This is a genomic window from Microbacterium sp. STRO-1N (assembly GCF_057748015.1).
The window spans coordinates 1317532-1340156 of sequence record NZ_CM173234.1; the positions used below are offsets into that span (position 1 = coordinate 1317532).

At 68.0% G+C, this 22625-nt stretch carries 18 protein-coding genes; 16 read left to right on the forward strand and 2 right to left on the reverse strand.

Going from position 1 to position 22625, the window contains the following annotated elements; all coding sequences use genetic code 11:
* Positions 1-9 precede the first annotated feature (9 nt).
* Entirely contained in the window at positions 10-4098 is a 4089-nt protein-coding gene (gene hrpA, locus AC3ANJ_RS06085) for an ATP-dependent RNA helicase HrpA (protein WP_488318697.1), read from the reverse strand.
* An 82-nt stretch (positions 4099-4180) separates the two neighbouring features.
* On the opposite strand from hrpA, the gene AC3ANJ_RS06090 reads away from it, so the two are divergent.
* The 7 genes from AC3ANJ_RS06090 to AC3ANJ_RS06120 all read left to right on the forward strand — a co-directional run bounded on the left by AC3ANJ_RS06090 (position 4181) and on the right by AC3ANJ_RS06120 (position 10124).
* On the forward strand, positions 4181-4957 hold the full coding sequence (locus AC3ANJ_RS06090; RefSeq protein ID WP_488318698.1) for a CPBP family intramembrane glutamic endopeptidase: 777 nt from the start codon (positions 4181-4183) through the stop codon (positions 4955-4957).
* Between the two features lies 1 nt (position 4958).
* Entirely contained in the window at positions 4959-5612 is a 654-nt protein-coding gene (locus AC3ANJ_RS06095) for a hypothetical protein (RefSeq protein WP_488318699.1), read from the forward strand.
* The gene (locus AC3ANJ_RS06100) at positions 5609-5905 is read left to right on the forward strand and encodes a transcriptional regulator (protein WP_488318700.1); all 297 of its coding nucleotides are present in this window, start codon (positions 5609-5611) and stop codon (positions 5903-5905) included. The genes AC3ANJ_RS06095 and AC3ANJ_RS06100 overlap by 4 nt, the downstream gene beginning before the upstream one ends.
* A 54-nt stretch (positions 5906-5959) precedes the next feature.
* Positions 5960-6796: an aldo/keto reductase gene (locus AC3ANJ_RS06105; protein ID WP_488318701.1), complete on the forward strand. Its 837-nt coding sequence runs from the start codon at positions 5960-5962 to the stop codon at positions 6794-6796.
* Positions 6797-6870: 74 nt separating this feature from the next.
* Positions 6871-7440, forward strand: coding sequence for an FMN reductase (gene msuE / locus AC3ANJ_RS06110; protein ID WP_488318702.1), 570 nt, complete (start codon positions 6871-6873; stop codon positions 7438-7440).
* 43 nt (positions 7441-7483) lie between these two features.
* Positions 7484-9286, forward strand: coding sequence for a thioredoxin domain-containing protein (locus AC3ANJ_RS06115; protein WP_488318703.1), 1803 nt, complete (start codon positions 7484-7486; stop codon positions 9284-9286).
* A 97-nt stretch (positions 9287-9383) separates the two neighbouring features.
* Positions 9384-10124, forward strand: coding sequence for an aminoglycoside phosphotransferase family protein (locus AC3ANJ_RS06120; RefSeq protein WP_488318704.1), 741 nt, complete (start codon positions 9384-9386; stop codon positions 10122-10124).
* A 1-nt stretch (position 10125) separates the two neighbouring features.
* On the opposite strand, the gene AC3ANJ_RS06125 is transcribed toward AC3ANJ_RS06120, so the two are convergent.
* Positions 10126-11682, reverse strand: coding sequence for a dolichyl-phosphate-mannose--protein mannosyltransferase (locus AC3ANJ_RS06125; protein ID WP_488318705.1), 1557 nt, complete (start codon positions 11680-11682; stop codon positions 10126-10128).
* 36 nt (positions 11683-11718) lie between these two features.
* Here AC3ANJ_RS06125 and rsmI point away from each other — a divergent pair, with 36 nt between their 5' ends.
* The 9 genes from rsmI (at position 11719) to metG (ending at position 22620) form a co-directional block, all read left to right on the forward strand.
* Positions 11719-12540: a 16S rRNA (cytidine(1402)-2'-O)-methyltransferase gene (gene rsmI, locus AC3ANJ_RS06130; protein ID WP_488318706.1), complete on the forward strand. Its 822-nt coding sequence runs from the start codon at positions 11719-11721 to the stop codon at positions 12538-12540.
* 20 nt (positions 12541-12560) lie between these two features.
* The gene (locus tag AC3ANJ_RS06135; protein WP_488318707.1) at positions 12561-13172 is read left to right on the forward strand and encodes a class I SAM-dependent methyltransferase; all 612 of its coding nucleotides are present in this window, start codon (positions 12561-12563) and stop codon (positions 13170-13172) included.
* Positions 13173-13235: 63 nt separating this feature from the next.
* On the forward strand, positions 13236-14345 hold the full coding sequence (locus tag AC3ANJ_RS06140) for a LacI family DNA-binding transcriptional regulator (RefSeq protein WP_488318708.1): 1110 nt from the start codon (positions 13236-13238) through the stop codon (positions 14343-14345).
* A 144-nt stretch (positions 14346-14489) separates the two neighbouring features.
* Positions 14490-16154: an ABC transporter substrate-binding protein gene (locus tag AC3ANJ_RS06145; RefSeq protein WP_488318709.1), complete on the forward strand. Its 1665-nt coding sequence runs from the start codon at positions 14490-14492 to the stop codon at positions 16152-16154.
* Entirely contained in the window at positions 16151-17131 is a 981-nt protein-coding gene (locus tag AC3ANJ_RS06150; protein WP_488318710.1) for an ABC transporter permease, read from the forward strand. The genes AC3ANJ_RS06145 and AC3ANJ_RS06150 overlap by 4 nt, the downstream gene beginning before the upstream one ends.
* Positions 17128-18042 carry an ABC transporter permease gene (locus tag AC3ANJ_RS06155; protein WP_406246008.1) on the forward strand — a complete coding sequence of 305 codons (915 nt, stop codon included), beginning with the start codon at positions 17128-17130 and terminating at the stop codon, positions 18040-18042. Before AC3ANJ_RS06150 ends, AC3ANJ_RS06155 begins: the two co-directional genes overlap by 4 nt.
* Positions 18039-19772 carry an ABC transporter ATP-binding protein gene (locus AC3ANJ_RS06160; protein WP_488318711.1) on the forward strand — a complete coding sequence of 578 codons (1734 nt, stop codon included), beginning with the start codon at positions 18039-18041 and terminating at the stop codon, positions 19770-19772. Before AC3ANJ_RS06155 ends, AC3ANJ_RS06160 begins: the two co-directional genes overlap by 4 nt.
* A 39-nt stretch (positions 19773-19811) precedes the next feature.
* Entirely contained in the window at positions 19812-20981 is a 1170-nt protein-coding gene (locus tag AC3ANJ_RS06165; RefSeq protein ID WP_488318712.1) for a glycoside hydrolase family 1 protein, read from the forward strand.
* A 61-nt stretch (positions 20982-21042) separates the two neighbouring features.
* Positions 21043-22620 carry a methionine--tRNA ligase gene (gene metG / locus AC3ANJ_RS06170; RefSeq protein ID WP_488318713.1) on the forward strand — a complete coding sequence of 526 codons (1578 nt, stop codon included), beginning with the start codon at positions 21043-21045 and terminating at the stop codon, positions 22618-22620.
* Positions 22621-22625: the final 5 nt, after the last annotated feature.

The following is a 22625-nucleotide window of genomic DNA, read 5'->3' on the forward strand; positions in this document are numbered from 1 at the left end:
GCCGCCAGGCTATCGCGTGCCGGCGAGCATTTTCTGGATCCGCTGCGGCGACACCGGCTGGGCGGTGCCGAGCCGTTGGGCGAAGACGCTGATCCGGTACTCCTCCAGCAGCCACCGGGCCTCGATGAGCGTCTGCGGCGCGTCCGCTGCCAGCGGGATCGTTCCGCCGGCGTCCTCGAAGACGCGTGCCATGCGCTCGAACTCGCTCATGCGGGTGCGGTCCTTGCCGGGCTCGTTCGCCAGGGTGTTCAGGCGTTCGAGCATGCCGTCGAGATAGCGCGGCAGGTGCGCGAGCCGTTCCGTGCCCGTCGCCGAGATGAATCCGGGGTGCACGAGGCCGGCGAGCTGGGAGCGGATGTCGTTCAGCGGTCCGAGCAGGGCGAGCGAGTTCTGCGACTTGATGGCCCGTTCGACATCACGAGCCTTCGTCAGGATCTTCGCGATGAGAGACACGCACGCGAACAGCCGGTCCACGAGTGCGGCGTTGACGGCGTCGCGCACCCGGGTAAAGTCGGCTTCCGTGCGGACGATGCCGCTGCCTCGTGTATCGGTTGCTGAGCCCGTCGAAGCATCGATCATGGCGCGCACGACGGCGGCACGGGCGTCCTCGATGAGCGCCGCGACGTTCTGGTACGGCGAGGCTGCCAGCGCCAGCTTCTCCTGGCTCGTCAGGTGCCCCTGGATGTATGACGAAGGGGAGGGGACGTTCAGGAGCACCAGGCGCAGGATGCCGTCGCGCGTCGCCTTCTCGGCGGCATCCGCGGTGGCCTCGACCCGGACCGACACCGTCTTGCCGGCATCCACGATCGCGGGGTATCCGCGCACGACGCCACCCGCGACGCGCGTGTCGAGGACCTCCGGCAGTTCGCCGAACGTCCACGCGGTGAGGCCGTCCTGCTCGCGCACGGTCCGTGCGCTCGCGCTCTGCTCCGACGCCGGGCCTTCCGGAGACCCCTGAGCCTGTCGAAGGGCCGCGGCCATCGCCGTCTCGGGGCGCCGTCCTCGTTCAGCCGCCGGACGCGCGATCGAGCGGGCGACGCTCGCGCGCGCCCGGTCGGCCAACTCGTCCTGCAGACGGGACAGGTCCCGCGCGGAGCCCGCGACGCGACCGCGCTCGTCGACGGCGCGGAAGTTCATCCGCAGGTGCCCGGCCACACGCTCATCGTCGAAGTCCGAAGCCGACACCGGCTGGTTGGCGAGCGGCTGGATGAGCTTCGCCAGCGACTCCTTCAGGGTCCGGGGCGGCAGGCCGCCGTGATGCTCCGGCCCGCCCGCAGCGAGGGCCTCGCCGAACTTGTCCGCCCAGTCGGCGGCCGGCACGACGTGCCGACGGATGGCCTTCGGAAGCGCGCGCAGCAGCGCGGTGACGAGCTCGGCCCGCAGACCAGGCACCTGCCAATCGAAGCCGCGGTCGTCGATCTGGGCGAGCAGCGCCAGCGGTACGACCACGCTCACACCGTCGTCCGCTGCCCCTGGCTCGAAGCGGTACGCGAGCCCCAGGACCTGGTCGCCCTGGTTCCAACGCGTCGGGAACTCGCTCTGGTCGGCGCGATCGGTGTCATCGAGCAGATCGCTCTCGCGCATCACGAGCATCTTCGGCGTCTTCTGCAGCGCCTCCTGCCACCAGCGCTCGAACGAGCGCACATCGAAGACATCCGCGGGGATGCGTTCGTCGTAGAAGCGGTAGACGGCCTCGTCGCCGGCGAGGATGTCGCGGCGCCGTTCGCGCTCTTCGAGCTTCTCCAGACGCTTGCGCAGCTCGCCGTTGCTGCGCCAGAACGCGCTCACCCGCTTGTCGATCCGGCTCGGATCCCACTCGCCCTCGACGAGCGCGTGCCGCAGGAACAGCTCGCGGGCCGCCGCTCGGTCGATGCGGGCGAACTGCACGCGGCGTCGCGGGATGATCTCGACTCCGAAGAGCATCACCTTCTCGAAGGCCACCGCCGCCCCGGCGTCCTTGGACCAGTGCGGCTCGGACACCTGGCGCTTGGCGAGGTCGCCGGCCAGCGCTTCCGCCCATGCCGGATCGATCGCCGCCGCCGTGCGGGCGAACATGCGCGATGTCTCGACGATCTCGGCGGCCATGACCGCGCTCGGGCTCTTCTTGCGCAGGGCGGAGCCGGGAAAGATCGAGAAGCGGATGCCGCGGGCGCCGCGATACTCCGTGACGCGGCGCTTCGCGTCCTTCGGCGGCGTCTTGTTCGCCCCCTTGGCTGCCGCGGTGCGCTCGTCGAGGATGCCGATCTGCGACAGCAGCCCCGACAGCAGTGCGCGATGCACGGCATCCGGGTCGGCGGCGGGGCCGTCGTGCTTCGATTCGCTCCGCTCGCTCGACGAACGAGAGGAAGAGCTCTCGCGGGACGGGTCCTTCACCAGCGACCGCAGCTGGCGGTGCACGTCGAACCATTCCCGCACGCGTACATAATTCAGGTGCTCAGCGCGGCACATCCGCCGGAACGCGCTCGAGCCCAGCTCCCGCTGCTGTTCGCGCAGGTGGTTCCAGAGATTGAGGATCGTCAGGAAGTCGCTGGTCGGGTCGGCGAAGCGCGCGTGCGAGCGTTCTGCCTCGTCGCGTATGCCTTGCGGGGCATCCAGCGAAGGGCGCTCCCGCACGTCCTGGATCGACAGGCCGGCCACGATCGCGAGCACATCGGCGACGACTCCGGTCTTGGCGGCTTCGACGAGCATGCGGGCGAACCGCGGATCGATCGGCATCCGCGAGATGTCCCGGCCGATGCGCGTCAGACGAGGCGCGTCGTCCGTGAACGTCACCGCCCCGAGCTCGGTCAGCAGATCGAAGGCCGCCTTGATGCCGCGCGAATCCGGCGGCGTCAGGAACGGGAAGGCCTGGATGTCGCCGAAACCGAGGGACAGCATCTGCAGTACGACCGAGGCGAGCGAGGTCCGCAGGATCTCGGGTTCGGTGTACTCCGGCCGCCCCGCGAAGTCCTCTTCCGCGTAGAGCCGGATCGCGATGCCGTCGCTGGTGCGACCTGCGCGTCCGGAGCGCTGGTTCGCCGAGGCCTGAGAGATCGGCTCGATCGGCAGGCGCTGCACCTTCGACCGGTGGCTGTAGCGCGAGATGCGCGCTGTTCCGACGTCGATGACGTACTTGATGCCGGGGACGGTGAGGCTTGTCTCGGCGACGTTGGTGGCGAGGACGACGCGGCGACGCACCCCGGCGACGCGGCTGCGCTCGAAGACGCGATGCTGCTCGGCGGCGGACAACCGACCGTACAGCGGCAGGACTTCGGTGGGGGAGCGGTCCTTCGCGTATGCGGCGCGCACGGCATCCGCGGCATCCCGGATCTCCGCTTCGCCGGGGAGGAACACGAGAACGTCGCCGGCGGCCTCGCGATCGAGTTCACGCAGGGCTGTGACGATCGCGGACACCTCGTCGTCCGGCTCGGAGGTCCGAGGGGGCGGCTTCCGGCCGGCCGCATCCGTTCGATTCGCGGGCGCTCCGGATGAGTCAGCGGGAGTCGGGGATTCATCGACGAGCGGGCGGTAACGGATCTCGACCGGGAACGTACGCCCCGACACCTCGATGACCGGCGCCGGCGTGCCATCGGCATCCGCGAAGTGGCGGGCGAAGCTCTCCGGATCGATCGTCGCCGACGTGATGATGACCTTGAGATCGGGCCGTTCGGGCAGGATGCGGGTGAGATAGCCGAGCAGGAAGTCCACATTCAGCGAGCGCTCGTGAGCCTCGTCGATGATGATCGTGTCGTAGCGGCGGAGCAGACGATCGCGATGGATCTCGTTCAGCAGGATGCCGTCGGTCATCAGAGCGATCTGCGTGGCATCCGAGACCTGATCCGTGAAGCGGACCTTGTAGCCGACGAGCCCGCCGAGCTCGACCTGCAGCTCCTCGGCCACGCGCTCCGCGATCGTGCGGGCGGCGAGGCGCCGGGGTTGCGTGTGCGCGATCTTCGTGCGACCGAGTTCGAGACAGATCTTCGGCAACTGAGTCGTCTTGCCGGATCCCGTGGCCCCGGCCACGATGACGACCTGATTCGCGCGGATCGCGTCGGCGATCTCCTCCCTGGCCGCGCTGACGGGCAGCTCGGCGGGGTAGGAGATCACGGGAGAGGACATAGCCCTCCATCGTACGACGCGGAACGCGACGTCTGCCGCCGATGCCTTGACATACAAAGAACTTTGCAATACAAAGTTAACCGTGAGTGATCCGCGGACGATCTCGAAGTGGGCCATCGGGCTCCCGTTGCTGCGCGTCGCGCTGGTGGCCGCGGCATCCGCCCTCACCTGGCTGGTGATCAGCGGGATCGACCCCGGTGTCGTGTTCCCGCCGCCTCCGGCCATCGCCGTGATCGCCATGGTGCCGGTGAACGTGGTGTGCCTGGTGCTCGTCGCCCGGTTGCTGCGCCGAGACGGACGCTCCCTGCGGGAAGTGCTCGGCTACAAGCCCCGTCGCATCGGCACGGATCTGCTGTGGGGCCTGCTCTGGGTCGTCGTGATGTACCTTCCGTTCGCCGGAGTGATCATCCTCGTGGTCTGGCTGCAGCATGGAGATCAGGTGTTCGTCGCGATGGAGACGGTGTTCTTCGACCCGGCGAGCATCCCATCGCTCGACCCGGCCGTCTGGACCGTGATCGCGGTCGTCGGTGTTCTCACCTTCGCGCCGCTGAACGCTCCGGTCGAGGAAATCGTCTACCGCGGCTGGTCCCAGGGCATGCTGGCACGGCGGATGCCGATGATCGTCGCGATCGTCTTCCCCGCGGCGATCTTCGCGTTGCAGCATGTCTGGTACGCCCCGAGCCCGGACGCCGTGGTCGCCTTCGTGTGCGCGTTCTTCGTCTGGGGTCTCGGGTCCGGCCTCATCTATCGACTCCAGGGGAGACTGATGCCCCTCGTGTTCGCGCACGGTCTGGTCAACCTCGTCTTCTCGTTGCCCGCCCTCGCGATCCCTTTCCTCGCCGCCTCGATCGGAGCCTGACATGACGCACGACGATGCTGCCCTCGACCCCGCCGCGATGCTGGCACTGGCACGCGATCAGCAGCGCAGCGTGAGCGGCAGGATGGGCGCTTTCGTGCCCTGCATCCTGCTCGCGTGGGGCGTCGCGTGGCTGGCAGGATTCATCGCACTGTGGCTGGCTGAGGGGCCGGAGACGCTGCCGATGGCGGCAGCAGCACCGATCATCGTGGTGCTGTTCTCGGGTGCCGGTGTGGTCTCGATCGTGCTGGGGGCGCGGTCGAGCAGAGGCGTGCGCACCGGCAAGGATGCCGCGTTCGTGGGCGTCGTCTACGGGCAGGCATGGTGGATCGGCTGCGTGGCGATCTTCGTCATCGGGCAGGCCATGGTCATTAATGGAATGGATGCCGAGCTGCTCGGCATCCTCTATCCGTCCGCGTACGTGTTCTTCGCGGGACTGATGTATCTGGTGGGTGGAGCGCTGTGGCGCGCGGTTCCGATGATCGTGCTCGGTGTGTGGACGATCATCGTGAGCGCGGTCGCGCCGTTCGCCGGCGCCCCTGTCCACTATCTGGTCTTCGCGATCGCCGGCGGAGGCGGCTTCCTGATCGGCGCGGCCTGGACGCTCTGGTGGAGCGTGTCCGCGCGTCGGCGCGCGGGAAGCCGGAACAGCGCATGACCGAACTCGACCCGGTCATCCACGCGGCGGCCCGACTGCGGATCACCGCGGCGCTGGCGACCCTGGCCGCGGATGAGAGCATCACGTTCCCTCGATTGCAGGAACTGCTGGACATGACGGCGGGGAACCTCTCGACGCACCTGCGCAAGTTGGAGGATGCCGAATACGTCGTCGTGGAGAAGGCGCATCGAGGACGCACTCCCGTCACCTACGTCGCCCTCTCCGTCCGCGGACGGAGGGCGTTCGAGGATTACACCGCGGCGCTGCGTGAGGTGCTCGGCGGCAGCTCCTGAAACGTATCGTCGCGCATCTGTTCATCCTGTCATCACAGGTCCTAGGCTTGTTCCATGACCATTCCCACGCTTTCCCTCAATGACGGCCACTCGATTCCCCAGCTCGGCTACGGCGTCTTCAAGGTCGACCCGGCCGACACCGAGCGTGCGGTGTCCGAAGCGCTCGAGGTCGGCTACCGCCACATCGACACTGCCGCGATCTACGGCAACGAGGAAGGAGTCGGGGCGGCGATCGCGTCCAGCGGCGTCCCGCGCGACGAACTGTTCGTGACGACGAAGCTCTGGAACGACCGCCACGACGGTGACGACCCGCATGCGGCGATCGCGGAGAGCCTCGACAAGCTCGGACTGGACCGCGTCGATCTGTATCTCGTGCACTGGCCGACGCCCGCGAAGGAGAACTTCGTCAACGCGTGGGAGAAACTGATCGAAATCCGCGAGCAGGGGCTCGCCCGTTCCATCGGCGTCTCGAACTTCCTCGTACCGCACCTCGAGCGCGTCGTCGCCTCGACCCAGGTGATCCCCGCCGTGAACCAGATCGAGCTGCACCCGGCGTACCAGCAGCGCGACGTCACCGCGTGGGCTGCTGACAAGGGCATCCGCATCGAGTCGTGGGGTCCGCTGGGCCAGGGCAAGTACGACCTGTTCGGCACGGCGGCGGTCGCCGAGGCCGCGACGGCGCACGGCAAGTCGCCGGCACAGGTGGTGCTGCGCTGGCATCTGCAGAAGGGCTTCATCGTCTTCCCGAAGTCGGTGCGCATCGAGCGCCTCCGCGAGAACATCGACGTGTTCGACTTCACGCTGACGGATGCCGAGATCACCGCCATCGACGGCATCGATCCGCTGGACGGGTCCGGCCGCGTCGGCACGCACCCGAACGAGTTCAACTGAGTCATCCCGCGTCACATGACGCCCCGTGTCGCCTCGTGCGTCACGGGGCGTCGTCGCGAGTACCGTCCTGACACATGACAGCTCCTGACCGCATCGTGGCCGTGTCCGGTTCGCTCCACGAGCCCAGCAAGACGACAGCTCTCGTCCGTGCGATCGCGGATGCCGTGGCAGAGCGCGCGCCCGCCGAGATCACGGTGATCGAGTTGACCACGATCGGCCCAGCGCTCGCCGGCGCCCTGCGACGCGACGACCTGCCGGCCGACGTCGAGGCGCAGCTCGTCGCGATCGAACAGGCCGATCTGCTCATCGTCGGAAGCCCGGTGTACCGCGCTTCGTTCACCGGGCTGTTCAAGCACCTGTTCGATTTCATCGGGCAGTACGATCTGGTCGGCAAGCCGGTGCTGCTCGCCGCGACCGGTGGAGGCGAGCGGCACGCGCTCATCATCGAGCATCAGCTGCGGCCCCTGTTCGCGTTCTTCCAATCGCTGACGCTGCCCATCGGGGTGTACGCGAGCGACACGGATTTCGATCGGTACACGATCACCTCGGAGATCCTGCAGAGCCGGATCGCGCTCGCCGCGGATCGTGCGCTGCCGCTGGTGGGGTACGCGGCGACGCGTTCGGTCGAGGTGCTCGCCGGCTGACGGCGCAGGTCCTGGTTCGACCTGTGCGGCGTACCGTGGAGGCATGACGAACAGGCTCGCCGACACGCTGAGCCCGTACCTGCGGGCGCACGCCGAGAACCCGGTCGACTGGTTCGAGTGGGGCCCGGAGGCGTTCGCCGAGGCGAAGCGCCGTGATGTGCCCCTGCTGATCTCGATCGGATACTCCACCTGTCACTGGTGCCACGTCATGGCGAGAGAGTCGTTCTCGGATCCGACGATCGCGGACGTCATGAACCGCGACTTCGTGAACGTCAAGGTCGATCGCGAGGAGCATCCTGATGTGGACGGCGCGTACATGGCCGCCGCATCCGCCTTCACGCAGAACCTGGGCTGGCCGCTGACGGTCTTCGCGACTGGTGAGGGGCACACGTTCTTCGCCGGCACGTACTGGCCTCCGGAGGCGCGCGGACAGCTGCCCGCGTTCCGCGACGTGCTCGCCGCGGTGCGGGAAGCCTGGACGCTCCGCCATGATCGGGTGGTGGAGTCGGCGGATGCCGTCGCGCAGGCGCTCGCCGAAGCATCCGCCTCCGTACCGACCGATCTTCCCGGCATTGCGGATCTGGCCGCCGCGGCGGAGTCGATAGCAGCGCAGGAGGACCGTTCATACGGCGGTTTCGGCGGCGCTCCGAAGTTCCCTGTGGCCACAACGCTGGCCTTCCTGCAGTCTCCCGTCGTGCGCGCTGCGGCGCCGGATGCCGCGGCGGCCGGTTCTCGGGCGCTGGCGGCGATGGCGGACTCCGCGTTGCGCGATGCCGACGGCGGGTTCTTCCGGTACGCGACCCAGCGGGACTGGACCGTGCCGCACTACGAGCGGATGCTGACGGACAACGCCCAGCTGCTGGACGTCGCGGTGCGGGAGGGCGACCGCCGGACAGCGCACGGCATCGCGTCGTTCCTGCTCGACGCGCTGCGCCGCGAGGGCGGCGGTTTCGGTGCCGCGCAGGATTCGGAATCCTGGATCGACGGAGAGCGCAGCGAGGGCGGGTACTACCTGCGCGACCTCGACGAGCGATCGATGTTGGAGGCGCCGGCGGTCGACGGCAAGGTGATCTCTGGATGGAACGGATTGGCGATCGGCGCGCTGGGCCGAGCGGGCGCAGCGCTCGGGGAGCCGGCGTGGGTGGATGCCGCGGTCTCGGCCGCGTCTTTCGTGCTGTCGGCGAACCGTGCCGACGACGGAAGACTCGTGCGTCTGTCGCTGGACGGCGCGGCATCGCGGGCCGTGGCGACGGCTGCCGATCTCGGACTGCTGGCAGACGGACTCCTCTCGCTCGCGATCGCGACAGGCGAGGTCTCCTGGGCGGTGACGGCGCGGTCGCTGCTCGACGGCATCCTGACAGGGGGCGCGGACATCGACCCGGTGCTGACGGCGCAGGGGATCGCTGCGGCTCCGGATCAGACGGACGGCGACCTGCCGTCCGGCGTCTCGGCCATCGCCCAGGCGGCGCTGACCGCCTGGCGGCTGGGGGCGGGGGAGAGGTATCGTGCGGCGGCCGAGGATCGGGTGCGTCAGCACGGGGAGGCCGCACTGCGGCATCCGTTCGGGCACGGCAGTCTGCTGACGGTCGCTGCAGGTCTGGCGGACGCGCCGCGTCAACTGGTCGTGGTGACGTCCGATCCGAACTCCGCATTGGCGGATGCGGCGCGTGGAGCGGATGCCGATGTGATCGCCGTGGTCACGCCGGCACAGGAGCAGGCGTTCGCGGATGCCGGGTTCGCGTTGTTCGAGGGGAAAGCGGGAGCGGATGGGGTGGTCTACGACTGCCGCGCTTTCGTTTGCAAGCTGCCGACCACGGAGCCCGGGGCTATTCCGTCGGCCCGCTGAGCCCCGCCTTCGCTGATTCGTTCGTTGAGCGAGCGGAGCGAGTCGAAACGGAGTCCCCGCCGCATGGCGTGCGCCTGATGGTGCGTATCATCGGCACATGATCGAGCCGTCGGAGCAGACCCCGCTCGCCGGCGGCAACATGAACGACGTCGTCCGCGCGGGCGATGAGGTTCGGCGTCCGGTCGGGCCGTGGACTCCGAATGTGCACGCGTTCCTCGACGCTCTCGCTCACGCGGGTATCGGCGAGGTCCCGCGTGTTCTGGGCATCACGGAAGACGGGCGAGAACGGCTCTCCTTCATCCATGGCGACGTCGCGCACTACCCGCTTCCGGCGTGGCTGTGGCGGGACGAGATATTGGCGGACGCCGGGCGGCTGCTCCGCCGCATCCATGACGCGAGCACCGATCTCGCAGGCATGACCGACGGCTGGCAGTTGCCCATGCGGGAGCCTGTCGAGGTGGTCTGCCACAACGACTTCGCGCCCTACAACCTCGTCTTCGAGCACCAGCGGCTCACCGGCGTGATCGACTTCGACACGGCATCCCCGGGGCCGCGGCTCTGGGATCTCGCCTACCTCGCGTACCGGCTCGTGCCCTACGTCGAGGATGCCGAGGCGCCTGCCGAGATCCTCGCCGCTGAGTCCGGTCGCCGCGAGATGCTGATGTCGGCCTACGGGTCGGATGCCACGGCCGACGAGCTGTGGCTGACGATCGCCGCGCGGCTGGATGCGCTCGCCGTGCACTCCAGGGCGCGCGCGTCGATCAGACCGGAGCTCGCGGACCACGCGGCCATGTACGACCGGGATGCCGCGCGTCTGCGCGCCAGAGCGAGGGCCTGAGCTACACCCAACCCGGCAGCCAGTTGTGCACGAGCCAGAACGTGTACGGGACGTTGATCCCCGTCCAGATCGGATAGAAGAACGCCGACACGAGGACGGCGAGCACGAGGAACACCATGACCGTCCTCTCGCCGGACTGCCGACGATGCAACGGGTCGGGCCGTCGTCCTGCCAGATCGCGCAGGGCGAGCGCGAGAGCGATCACGAGGAACGGCATCATCGCGACGGTGTAGAACTGGAAGATCGTCCGCCCCGGCGTGAGCAGCCATGGCACGTAGGTGACAGCGAGTCCGACGAGCGGGATGCCGTACTGCCACGGCATCGGCGTGCGCTGGATGAGGCCGCGGACGAATCGGTAGAGCAGATAGACCGCCGCCGCGATGCCGCCGTACCAGATGAGCGGATTGGGCACCGCTGTGATGACCGCGATGCAGTGGTCGGTTCCCCAGCAGGACTGATCCGTGCTGTCCACCCACACCGCCGTCGGCCGCAGCAGCAACGGCCACTGCCAGGCGGGGCTCTCGTATGGATGCCCGGTCGCGAGTCCGACGTGGAATCCGTACATCGCCTGGTGGTAGTTCCACAGCGCCGTCAACGGGTTGACGTCACTGGCGCGGTCGTACCCAGCGCTCGTCATCAACCACCCTGTCCACGACGCCAGATAGACCAGCAGAGCCGGTGGAACGAGCAGCAGGAATGTCACCGGGCCTTGGCGCACTGCGGCATCCGTCGGCCAGAACACGACTCCGGCGCGACGACGAGCGAGAGCATCCGTGACGACGAGGTAGATGCCGAGGCCTGCCAGCGCATACAGGCCAGACCATTTGACGGCCGTCGCCGCGCCGAGGGCGAGGCCGGCCGCGACGATCCACGGGCGTCGCCAGAGCACGCGTCCCCAGAGCGGATCGGGCGCCTCGGCATCGGCTCGTTCCACTCGGGGAATGGTCCTGCGCCGGTCCAGCAGGACGAACAGAAATCCCAGCATGACGAAGAAGGTGAGGATGCCGTCGAGCAGCGCGATCCGGCTCATCACGATGCTCAGACCATCGATCGCCAGTAGCAGGCTCGCGATCGTCGCCACCGGCATGGACCTCGTCATGGCGAGTGCGATCAGATAGACCACGAGCACTGTCGCGGCCCCGAGGATCGCCGTCGTCAGCCGCCATCCGCCGCTGGAACCAGGACCGAACAGCGCCATGCCGAGCGCGATGATCCACTTGCCCAGCGGAGGGTGGACGATGAAGCTGCCCTGCTCGCCGAGCGCGCTCGTGTCGCCGGACAGGAGCTGCTCGTTCGCGCCCTCGCCCCAGGTGCCCTCGTAGCCGAGCGTCCAGAGCGACCAGGCATCCTTGACGTAGTACGTCTCGTCGAAGGCGAGCGTGTGCGGACGATCGAGGTACACCAGCCGCAGCACGGCCGCGAGCGACGTGATGAGCAGGGGGACGAACCAGCGCAGGAGACCCGTCCACTCCGGATCATCCAGGAACCGCGTCCGGAAGCGTCCCCACAGCGTGGATCGCCGGGCCGGAGGCGGCAGCAGGGGCACGGGCGCGGTCACGGGACCAGCCTAGATCGTGCCGCCTAAGCTGAACGTGTGATCATCCTCGCCGCCACACCGATCGGCAACCTCGGCGACGCGTCGCGACGCCTCATCGAGGTGCTCGAGAACGCCGAGGTGGTCGCCGCCGAGGACACCCGTACGACCCAGCGGCTGCTGCAGGCGCTGCAGATCGCGAACCGTCCGCGGCTGATCGCCCTGCACGACCACAATGAGAAGCACAAGGCGGCCGAGCTCGTGGCGCTCGCCGCCGAGCAGGACATCGTGCTCGTCAGCGACGCGGGGATGCCGGCGGTGAGCGACCCCGGCTACGGCGTCGTCGCGGCGGCCGTCGCCGCCGGCGTGACCGTCACCGCGATCCCCGGTCCCAGCGCCGTGCTCATGGCCCTCGCGATCTCTGGGCTGCCGACGGATCGGTTCACCTTCGAAGGCTTCCTTCCGCGCAAGCAGGGGGAGCGGCGGTCGACGCTCACCGCGCTCGCCGGCGAACTGCGCACCATGGTCTTCTTCGAGTCGCCGTCGCGGCTGGCCTCCTCGCTCGCCGACATGGGTGCGGCGTTCGGGCCCGAGCGCCGCATCGCGGTGTGCCGCGAACTGACGAAGCTGTATGAAGAGGTGCGTCGAGGCACGGCATCCGAACTCGTCGCCTGGGCCGAGCAGGGCGTCAAGGGCGAGGTCGTCGTCGTCGTCGAAGGAGCCTCGCATGTCGAGACCACGGCGGAGGACGCCGCGGCGCAGGTTGCGGCGCTGGTGTCGTCCGGCATCCGGCTGAAGGATGCCTGTGCCGAGGTCGCCGCGGCCACCGGACTGAGTTCGCGTGACCTGTACCAGCACGCGCTGTCGTCCCGCTCGCGCTGACCGCTCATAGGCTCGTCGTCATGACCGACGCTTCGATCTCCGCCTCCTACGACGCGCGTGCCGCCGAGTACGTCGAACTCCTCGGATCGATCGAGCAGATGGATGCCGCCGACCGGCGGTTCATCGGCACCTGGCGTGATGCCACCGTCGGCCGCCTCCTCGACGCTGGCTGCGGTCCCGGTCTCTGGACGCAGTTCCTACACGACCCCGACCGTGATGTGGTCGGTGTCGACATCGCGTCGGAATTCCTCGCCTCGGCTCGCGCACGTTTCCCGCACCTCGACTTCGAACGGGCGTCGTTGCGCGACCTTCCTTTCGAGGACGCCTCGTTCGGCGGCATTCTGGCCTGGTATTCGCTGATCCACACGCCGCCGGCCGAGCTCTCCGAGATCCTGTCGGAGCTCGCGCGCGTGCTCGCGCCCGGCGGTTCCCTGCTGATCGGGTACTTCGACGGCCCTCCTCGGGAGCCGTTCGCGCACGCCATCACGACCGCGTACTTCTGGTCGGAGAGCGAGCTGACGAGGCTGCTCGCCGAGGCGGGCCTCGTCGTCGTTTCGCGGGACGAGCGGGCGCGCCGCCCCGGTGAGGCGAGCAGCCGTCCGCACGGCGCGGTCATCGCACGGCGCGCCTGACGTGCGGCGTTCGAGACGCGTGGGACGTCGGTACCCTGAGTTCAGTCCGGGTGGAGGGAGCTCATGGTGACGAAGGCCGCGACGGTGTACGACGTCGCCGACCGCGCGGGCGTCTCGATTGCGACCGTCTCACGGGTGCTGCGCACGCCGGATGCCGTGCGGCCCGTCACCCGCGATCGGGTCATGGATGCGGTCTCCGCCCTCGGTTACGTTCCCAGCGGCAGCGCGCGGGGACTGGCAGAGCGCCGCACCGGCGTGCTGGGGCTGTACTTCCCCGGTTTCGATGCGGCCGAGGAGGCCCCAGCGCTCGACGTGCTCGCCGCAGGTGCTTCGACGGTGAGGCCGTTCACCGTGCTCGATGATGAGGACGGCGCGCCGGAGGAGCATCCGACGAACCTGTTCCTGGACGAGGTGCTGCGGGGCGCCGAACTGGAGGCGTGGAAGCAGGGTTTCGTCCTCATGATCGGAGTCGGCCGTGACGATCCGCAACGTGCGACCGTTCGCGACATGGCGGGTCGCGTGGACGGTCTCGTGGTTCTGGCCAGCAGCGTCCCGGACGAGGTCCTCGCACGTCTCGCGCGCCGCATCCCCGTGGTCGTCCTGGCGGGTCCGCCGCGCGGCGATCGCTACGACCATGTCACCGTCAACAACGCCGAGGCGATGGCGGAGCTCACGCGCCTCGTGCTCGCGCAGACCGGCGGGCGTCCACCGGCCTACCTCACCGGACCCGCTGACTCGCCTGACGGAGGGCAGCGGTGGCAGGGCTTCTCTGCCGCCATCGCCGGGGCAGGCATTCCTCTCAGCGAGGTCCCCGTCCTGCAGGGCGACTTCACGCGCGCTTCTGGTCGTCGAGCGGCGGGCGAGCTGCTCGCCCGTGGCCTTCCTGCAGCGCTGATGTCGGCGAACGACCAGATGGCTCTCGGTGCGCTCGATGCTTTCAGGTCGGCGGGGATCCGTGTGCCAGAGGATCTGCTCGTCACCGGCTTCGACGGGATCGACGCCGCAGCGCTTTCCGACCCCCGGTTGACGACCGTCCGTCAGCCGATGATCGACCTCGGGCGCGCTTCGGTCCAGGTGCTTGCGCGACGGCTGGAGCAACCGGAAGCCGATCCGATGTTCGTGCGCCTCCCCCTGACGATCGCTCTGCGCGAGAGCTCCCGCGGGAACAGCTGACCTCTCGGTCGCGACCGCACGAGAGGAGTCGGTGGGGTTGCGGGTCATAAATGTATGCGCTTACAATTGCGGAGGCGAAAGAAGCCGTATGGGTGTTCCAACAGCGGAGTGCCCTTCATGACAGAGACGACATGAGGTTCCAGAGTGGCGAAGAAGCGCAGGTTCCAGCGCTGGAGGAAGGTCGCGACGGTCGGCATCGCAGCGGCCGCGATCGCTCTCAGCGGTTGCAGCATCCAGATCACCTCTCAGCCAGATCCTTCGATCGGCGACGATACGATGCTGATCAACGCGGACCACGGCAATCCGTTCTTCACACGGAACTTCAACCCGTACCTCACCAACACCCGCACGGCAGCCCGGTGGATCTACGAGCCCCTGATCCTCATCAACCCGCTCGATGGCGAGCGGAATCCCTGGCTGGCCACCGAGTGGTCGCAGCCGGATGCCCGGACGATCATCATGACGATCCGCGACGACGTCGAGTGGAGTGACGGCGAAGATCTCACCCCCGAGGACGTCGCGTTCACGTTCCAACTGCTGGAGGACAATCCGTCGCTCGACATCAAGGGCGCCTGGCAGCACCTCTCGAGCGTCGAGGTCGACGGGACGGACGTGGTCTTCCATCTCAAGAGCGAGGATGCCCCGTCGCTGTCGATCATCGGGCAGACCATGATCGTCCCCGAGCATCTCTGGTCGGACGTCGAGGACCCCGGGACGTGGCGCAACGAGGACCCGGTGGGCACCGGGCCGTTCGTGCTGGGCAACTACAACGATCAGCAGTACTCGATGGACAAGAACCCGGACTACTGGCAGGCCGACTCGATCGAGATCGAGCACATCCTGCTTCCGGCCACGAACTCGCAGCTCGACACCGTCACGCGCGGCTACGACTGGGCGTACTCGTTCATCTCGGACGTCGAGGGGACCTGGGGTGCGGCCAGCCCGGACAACACCTGGTGGTTCCCGCCGGGTGGGGTGATCTCGCTCGTGCCGAACCTGGAAGTCGCGCCGTTCGACGACGTGAACATCCGCCGCGGCATCGCCCTCGCCCTCGATCGCGAAGAGATCGCGGAGACGGCGTCCGAGGGGTACATGGAACCCGCAGGCCAGACCGGCCTGATCCTGCCCAACCAGGAGCAGTATCTGGACCCGGGCATCCCCGACCAGGGCATGATCGCTCAGGATCGGGATGCGTCGTTGGAGGCCTTCGCCGAGTCCGGCTACACGCTGGAGGGCGACCGACTGATCGGCGCGGACGGAGCGCAGCTCGAGTTCGCGCTCACGACCGCCAACGGCTACTCCGATTGGACCAGAGCAGCGCAGGCGGTGCAGCGACAACTCGCCGACGTCGGCGTGAAGGTGACATTGAACCTGCCCCAGCCCGCCGGTTATCAGAGCGCCATCGGCAACGGCGACTTCGAGATGGCGATCGGCGGCATGGGCAACGGAGACGTCTACCAGGCGTTCAACAGTCTGCTCTCCAGCGATTTCTATGTCCCTGCCGGTGAGACCACCTCGAACAACTTCCAGCGTTACCGATCGGAAGAGGCCGACGCGCTGCTGGCCGAGTTCCGATCCACCGTGGACCCCGCCAGACAGGACGAGATCGTGCGCGAGCTGCAGAACATCGTGTACGACGAACTGCCCGTGATCGGCCTGTACTACGGAGGCATCTGGGGACTCTTCAGCGACGCGAAGTTCACCGGCTGGCCCTCCGAGGAAGACCCCTACATGATCCCGCAGAACTACGACTCGGCACCTCTCGGGATCTTCCCGCGGCTCGAGCGCGTGAAGGGAGAGGACCAGTGAAGTACGCGTTCCAGAAACTCGGTCTCTTCGCCCTGACGCTCTGGGCGGCCGTCACGCTGAACTTCTTCCTCCCGAGGATGATGCCGGGGTCCCCTGCGGATGCCGCGATCGCCAAGCTCGCTCAGAACGGCCCGGTCTCCGAGGCGACTCGAGCGGCCATCGAGGCGCAGCTCGGCGTGCCCACGGGGTCGCTGTGGGACCAGTACGTCACATATCTCGGCCAGGTCGCCCGGCTCGATTTCGGTGTCTCGTACACGTTCTACCCGCAGACCGTCGCCAGCATGGTGTCGACGGCACTGCCGTACACGATCGTCCTGGTGGGCGTCGTCACGGTGCTCGCGTTCGTCATCGGCACGCTCATCGGCGTCGCAGCCGCCTGGCGCCGCGGCACGTGGCTGGATTCGCTGCCGACGCTGACGGGGTCCTTCCTCAGTACGTTCCCGTACTTCTGGACCGCGCTGCTGCTGCTGTTCTTCCTCGGCTACGTCCTGCACTGGTTCCCCACGACGGGGGCGTATTCGGCGACGACGACGCCCGGGTTCACGCTCGAGTTCATCGTCGATCTGATCCGGCACGCCGCGCTTCCCGCGCTGACGATCCTGCTCACGTCTCTCGGCGGCTGGATCATCGGCATGCGCAACGCGATGATCAACACCCTCGGTGAGGACTACGTCACCTTCGCCGAGGCGAACGGCCTGCGCGGTCGCACCATCGCACTGCGCTACGCCGCGCGCAATGCGATCCTGCCCAACCTCACCGGCTTCGGGCTCACGCTCGGCGGAGTGGTCGGAGGGTCGATCCTCGTCGAGCAGGTGTTCGGCTACCCCGGGATCGGTTACCTGCTGTTCAATGCCGTGATCGGACAGGACTATCCGCTCATGCAGGCGCTCTTCCTGATGATCACGGTCAGCGTGCTCATCGCCAACTTCCTCGTCGACATCCTGTACGGCGTGCTGGACCCAAGGACCCGCCGATGACCTCCACGATGAACGTCAAAGTGCCCTCCTCCCGCATCGCGGCGCCCAGCCGATGGCGCTCCCTCGGACGCATGGTCGGGACCCTCTGGGGGAACGGCAAGGCGCGGATCGGGCTCTGCCTGCTCGCCCTTTTCGTCCTGGTCGCCGTCTTCGCGCCCTGGCTCGCTCCGTACGATCCGAAGGACAACGGATTCGAGCGCAACGCGGGAGCCAGCCCGGAGCACTGGCTGGGCACCACCGCCGCCGGGGAGGATGTGCTGAGTCAGCTCATCCACGGCGCGCAGGTCAGTCTGCTCGTCGGCTTCGCCGCCGGCATCCTCTCCACGATCGTCGCCGTGCTCATCGGGCTGAGCTGGGGATACCTGCGCGGTATCGCCTCCGAGACGGTCGGCTTCTTCGTCAACCTGTTCCTCGTCATCCCCGGCCTGCCGCTCATGATCGTCATCGCGGCTTACCTCCAGAACGGCGGGATCCTGATGATCATCGCCGTGATCGTGGTCACGGGATGGGCGTGGGGCGCGCGGGTGCTGCGCAGCCAGACCCAATCACTGCGCGGCAACGACTTCGTCGCTTCCGCACAATTCTCCGGCGACAGTTCGGCCCGCATCATCTTCCGCGAGATCCTCCCGAACATGACGTCGATCATCGCCGGAACGCTGTTCGGCGCGGCTACGGCTGCGATCCTCGCCGAGGCCGGACTGGAGTTCCTCGGGCTCGGCGACTCGAGCATCGTCAGCTGGGGCACGATGCTCTACTGGGCACAGAACTCCAACTCGCTTCTCACCGGGCAATGGCTGCTGCTGTTCGCTCCTGGACTCTGCATCGCACTGCTCGCGCTGAGTCTCACACTCATCAACTTCGGCGTGGACGGAATATCCAATCCGCGCCTGCGGGAAGGGAAGGGACGATGACCCCGACGAACGCTGCGGCGACCACCGCGGACGAGCGGGAGGTCCTGCTCGACGTGCAGGGGCTGTCCGTCGAGTACGCATCGCCGGGTGCGACTCCAGTCTCGGCCGTCGAGGACGTGTCGTTCGCGCTGCGGCGTGGCGAGTTCGTCGGGCTGGTCGGCGAGTCCGGCTCGGGCAAGTCGACGCTCGGCTTCGCGCTGACACGTCTGCAGAAGCCGCCGGCGCGCATCAGTGGCGGTCGGATCCTGTTCGGCGGCCGCGACATCCGAGGGCTGGATGCCGAGGAGCTGCGCCGCCAGCGCCAGGGCGGCTTCGCCATGGTGCTGCAGTCCGGCATGAACGCGCTGAATCCGGTGCGCACGGTGCGAGCCCACTTCTTCGATGTCTTCGCGGCCCACGGCCACATCGACCCGCACGATCGCGAACAGCGCGCTCGTGAACTGGTCGGAAAGGTCGGGCTCGCCCCTGAGGTCCTCGACCGGTATCCGGGCGAGCTCTCCGGAGGGATGCGACAGCGCGCCTCGATCGCGATCGCGCTGTCTCTGGAGCCGCAGCTCATGGTGTTCGACGAGCCGACGACCGCACTGGACGTGCTGGTGCAGCACGCGGTGATGGAGACCATCCAGGAGCTGCAGCGCGCCGAGCAGTTCACGGCGATCCTCATCAGTCACGACCTCGGCATCGTCCTGGAGGCGACGGATCGCGTCATGGTGATGCACGAAGGGCGCATCGTCGAGGACGCGCCCAGCCGCGACATCCTCGAGCGCCCGCAGGACGAGTACACCCGGATGCTCCTCAGCCACTACGCCGACCCGAGGGCGGAGTCGATCTCGATCCCCGGGTTCGTCGACCTGGGCACACGGCGCCGCGAGGGGACCTCCCGAGCGGAACTGACCGACACGCTGCCGACCGTCTCCGAGCGCGACGAGCGCCGGGCGGATGCCGCGATCGTGCTCGAGGGCGTCTCGAAGGTCTACCCCGCACCGCGCCGGGGACAGGAAGCGGTCACGGCCGTCGACGACGTCTCGTTCCGCTTGGAGCCGGGAGAGGCGCTCGCGCTCGTCGGCGCGTCAGGCTCGGGCAAGTCGACGATCGCCAAGCTCATCACCGGCGTCGAGAGGCCGACCGCCGGATCCGTGCGCTTCGGGGACGTCGATGTCGCGTCCCTTCGACGCGGTGGCCTGCGGGATCTGCGCAAGGACGTCCAGATGGTGTTCCAGGACCCCTACTCGGCACTGAATCCGCTCCACACCGTGGAGTACACGCTCAGCCGGCCGATCCGCAATTACACGCGCATGCGCGGCGACGAGGCCAGGGCACGTGTTCTCGAGCTGCTCGAAACGGTCGGCCTCACGCCCGTGGAGCAGTTCGCGGCCAAACTGCCGCACCAGCTGTCCGGCGGGCAGCGCCAGCGCGTCGTCATCGCCCGCGCACTGGCGAGCGACCCGCAGGTGCTGATCGCCGACGAACCGGTGTCGATGCTCGACGTGTCACTGCGCGCCGGCGTGCTGGCGCTGCTCGAAGACCTCCGCGAGCGCTGGGGCATCAGCATGCTCTACATCACCCACGATCTGCTGAGCGCCCGGCTGGTCACCGAGAACATCCTCGTGCTGCACGACGGCCGCGTCGTCGAGCGCGGCGAGACCGCTCAGGTGCTGCAGCGCCCCGAGGATCCCTACACGGTCCAGCTCCTGGATGCCGTGCCCAACCCCGCGCGCGCAGCCCGCTGAACCGAACCGAACCGAACACCCTTGACGAGAGGAGCATCCGTGCTCACCTTCCCCGACGGCTTCCTCTGGGGCGCCGCGACAGCGGCCCACCAGGTGGAGGGGAACAACACGACCAGCAACTGGTGGACCATGGAGCACGCTTCAGGGTCGCCCATGGTGGAGCCGTCGGGTGATGCTGCCGATCATTTCCACCGCTACCCGGAGGACATGCGATTGCTCGCGGACGCGGGTCTGAACTCGTATCGGTTCTCGCTGGAGTGGGCGCGCATCGAACCGGAGCGCGGCTTCGTCTCCCGAGCGATGATCGACCACTACCGCCGCATGATCGACACGGCGCGCGACCTCGGCCTCGATCCCACCGTCACGCTGATCCACTTCACGGTGCCCCAGTGGTTCCAGCGGGACGGCTTCTGGCGTGCGCCGGATGCCGTCGACCTGTTCGGCCGCTATGTCGAGACGGTGCTGCCGATCCTCGAGGACGTGACCTACGTCTGCACGATCAACGAGCCCAACATCGCGGCCATGCTCGCCGGCGGCGAGGACGCCGCGAACCTCGTCGCCTACGGCCTTCCCAATCCCGACCTGGCTGTGGCCGACACGCTGCTCGCGGCGCACCGTCGGGCCTCGGACCTCGTGCATACGGTCCCCGGTGTGCAGGCCGGGTGGACGATCGCGACGCAGGCGTTCCATTCGACTGGTGAGCCGGGCGCGGACGAGATGCTGCAGGAGTACGGCCATCCGCGTGATTTCTGGTACCTCGAGCAGTCGGCCGGCGACGACTTCGTCGGGGTCCAGGCCTACACGCGCACGTTCATCGGCCCGGCGGGACCCCGTCCGGTCGCCGCGGATGTCGAGACGACGCTCACCGGGTGGGAGTTTTTTCCCGAGGCGCTGGAACTGGGCGTACGGAGTGCGTGGGAGCTCAGCGGGGGAGTGCCGGTCCTCGTGACGGAGAACGGCATCGCAACCTCTGACGACACCCGGCGCATCGCCTACACGCAGGGCGCGCTCGAGGGCCTGCACCGTGCCATGTCCGACGGCATCGACGTGCGCGCCTATCAGCACTGGAGCGCGCTGGACAACTACGAGTGGGCCAGCGGCTACGCGCCGACGTTCGGCCTGATCGCCTTCGACAAGGAGACGTTCGAGCGTCGGCCCAAGCCCAGCCTCGGCTGGCTGGGAGAGGTCGCACGTCGCAACGGACTGTGACCCGGTGGGAGCGGAGCACCCCCGGCGTAACGCACCGGTGATCGCACCTAGAATTGACCGCATGCCCGCAGGCGATTCCTTTTACATCACGACGCCCATCTACTACCCCTCCGATGTGCCGCACATCGGTCACGGGTACACCTCAGTGGCGGTCGACACGCTCGCGCGCTGGCACCGTCAGGCCGGCGACGACACCTGGATGCTCACCGGAACGGACGAGCACGGTCAGAAGATGCTGCGGGCAGCGGCGGCCAACAACGTCACTCCGCAGGAGTGGGTGGACAAGCTCGTCACCGAGAGCTGGTTCCCGCTGCTGAAGACGCTGGACGTCGCCAACGACGACTTCATCCGCACCACGCAGGAGCGCCACGAGACCAACGTGCAGGTGTTCTTCCAGCGTCTGTACGACGCCGGTTACATCTACGCGGGCGAGTACGAGGCGCTGTACTGCGTGGGCTGCGAGGAGTTCAAGCCGGAGTCCGAGATCGTCGACGGCACAGGTCCCTTCGAGGGGCTCAAGGTCTGCGCGATCCACTCGAAGCCGCTCGAGCTGCTGCAGGAGAAGAACTACTTCTTCAAGCTCAGCGAGTTCCAGGACCGCCTGCTCGAGCTGTACAAGACCGAGCCCGACTTCGTGCGCCCGCACTCCGCGCGCAACGAGGTCATCTCGTTCGTGAGCCAGGGGTTGAAGGACCTCTCGATCTCGCGCTCCACGTTCGACTGGGGCATCCCGCTGCCCTGGGACTCCTCGCACGTCATCTACGTGTGGGTCGACGCGCTGCTGAACTACGCCACCGCCGTCGGCTACGGCGCGGATGATGCGCAGTTCGAGCGCCGCTGGCCGGCGTACCACGTGGTCGGCAAGGACATCCTGCGCTTCCACGCCGTCATCTGGCCTGCGCTGCTGATGGCGGCGGGCCTCGAGGTGCCCAAGGGCGTCTTCGCGCATGGGTGGCTGCTCGTCGGCGGCGAGAAGATGTCGAAGTCGAAGCTCACCGGCATCGCGCCGACCGAGATCACCGACGTCTTCGGCTCCGACGCGTACCGGTTCTACTTCCTCTCGGCGATCGCCTTCGGGCAGGACGGCTCGTTCAGCTGGGAGGACCTGTCCGCCCGCTACCAGGCCGAACTCGCGAACGGCTTCGGCAACCTCGCCTCCCGCACGGTCGCGATGATCGAGCGCTACTTCGAGGGGATCGTGCCGCCAGCGGGCGAGTACTCCGAGGCGGATCTCGCGATCCAGAAGATCGTCGCGGATGCCGCGTCCGAGGCGGATGCCGCGGTGGAGCAGTTCCGGATCGACGAGGCCATCACCCGGATCTGGACGATCGTCGACGCACTGAACGGCTACATCACCGAGAACGAGCCGTGGGCGCTGGCTCGCGACGAGGAGCAGCGTTCCCGGCTCGGCACCGTGCTGTACACGTGCGCCGAGGGTCTGCGGGCGCTCGCCGTGCTGCTCTCGCCGGTCATGCCGCAGGCGACCGAGAAGCTGTGGATCTCGCTGGGCGCCGCCGAGAGCATCGGGCGCCTGCAGGACCAGCCGATCCGCGAGGCCGGCGCCTGGGGCATCCTGAAGCCGGGCACCAACGTCAACGGACTGGCACCGCTGTTCCCGCGAGTGGAGTCGCAGGCCTGATGTCA

Excerpts from the sequence above, each read along its gene's own strand:
- hrpA (WP_488318697.1), bottom strand. The coding sequence starts at position 4,098 with ATGTCCTCTCCCGTGATCTCCTACCCCGCCGAGCTGCCCGTCAGCGCG.
- AC3ANJ_RS06095 (WP_488318699.1), top strand. The coding sequence starts at position 4,959 with ATGACGCACGACGATGCTGCCCTCGACCCCGCCGCGATGCTGGCACTG.
- AC3ANJ_RS06100 (WP_488318700.1), top strand. The coding sequence starts at position 5,609 with ATGACCGAACTCGACCCGGTCATCCACGCGGCGGCCCGACTGCGGATC.
- AC3ANJ_RS06105 (WP_488318701.1), top strand. The coding sequence starts at position 5,960 with ATGACCATTCCCACGCTTTCCCTCAATGACGGCCACTCGATTCCCCAG.
- msuE (WP_488318702.1), top strand. The coding sequence starts at position 6,871 with ATGACAGCTCCTGACCGCATCGTGGCCGTGTCCGGTTCGCTCCACGAG.
- AC3ANJ_RS06115 (WP_488318703.1), top strand. The coding sequence starts at position 7,484 with ATGACGAACAGGCTCGCCGACACGCTGAGCCCGTACCTGCGGGCGCAC.
- AC3ANJ_RS06120 (WP_488318704.1), top strand. The coding sequence starts at position 9,384 with ATGATCGAGCCGTCGGAGCAGACCCCGCTCGCCGGCGGCAACATGAAC.
- AC3ANJ_RS06135 (WP_488318707.1), top strand. The coding sequence starts at position 12,561 with ATGACCGACGCTTCGATCTCCGCCTCCTACGACGCGCGTGCCGCCGAG.
- AC3ANJ_RS06140 (WP_488318708.1), top strand. The coding sequence starts at position 13,236 with ATGGTGACGAAGGCCGCGACGGTGTACGACGTCGCCGACCGCGCGGGC.
- AC3ANJ_RS06155 (WP_406246008.1), top strand. The coding sequence starts at position 17,128 with ATGACCTCCACGATGAACGTCAAAGTGCCCTCCTCCCGCATCGCGGCG.
- AC3ANJ_RS06160 (WP_488318711.1), top strand. The coding sequence starts at position 18,039 with ATGACCCCGACGAACGCTGCGGCGACCACCGCGGACGAGCGGGAGGTC.
- metG (WP_488318713.1), top strand. The coding sequence starts at position 21,043 with ATGCCCGCAGGCGATTCCTTTTACATCACGACGCCCATCTACTACCCC.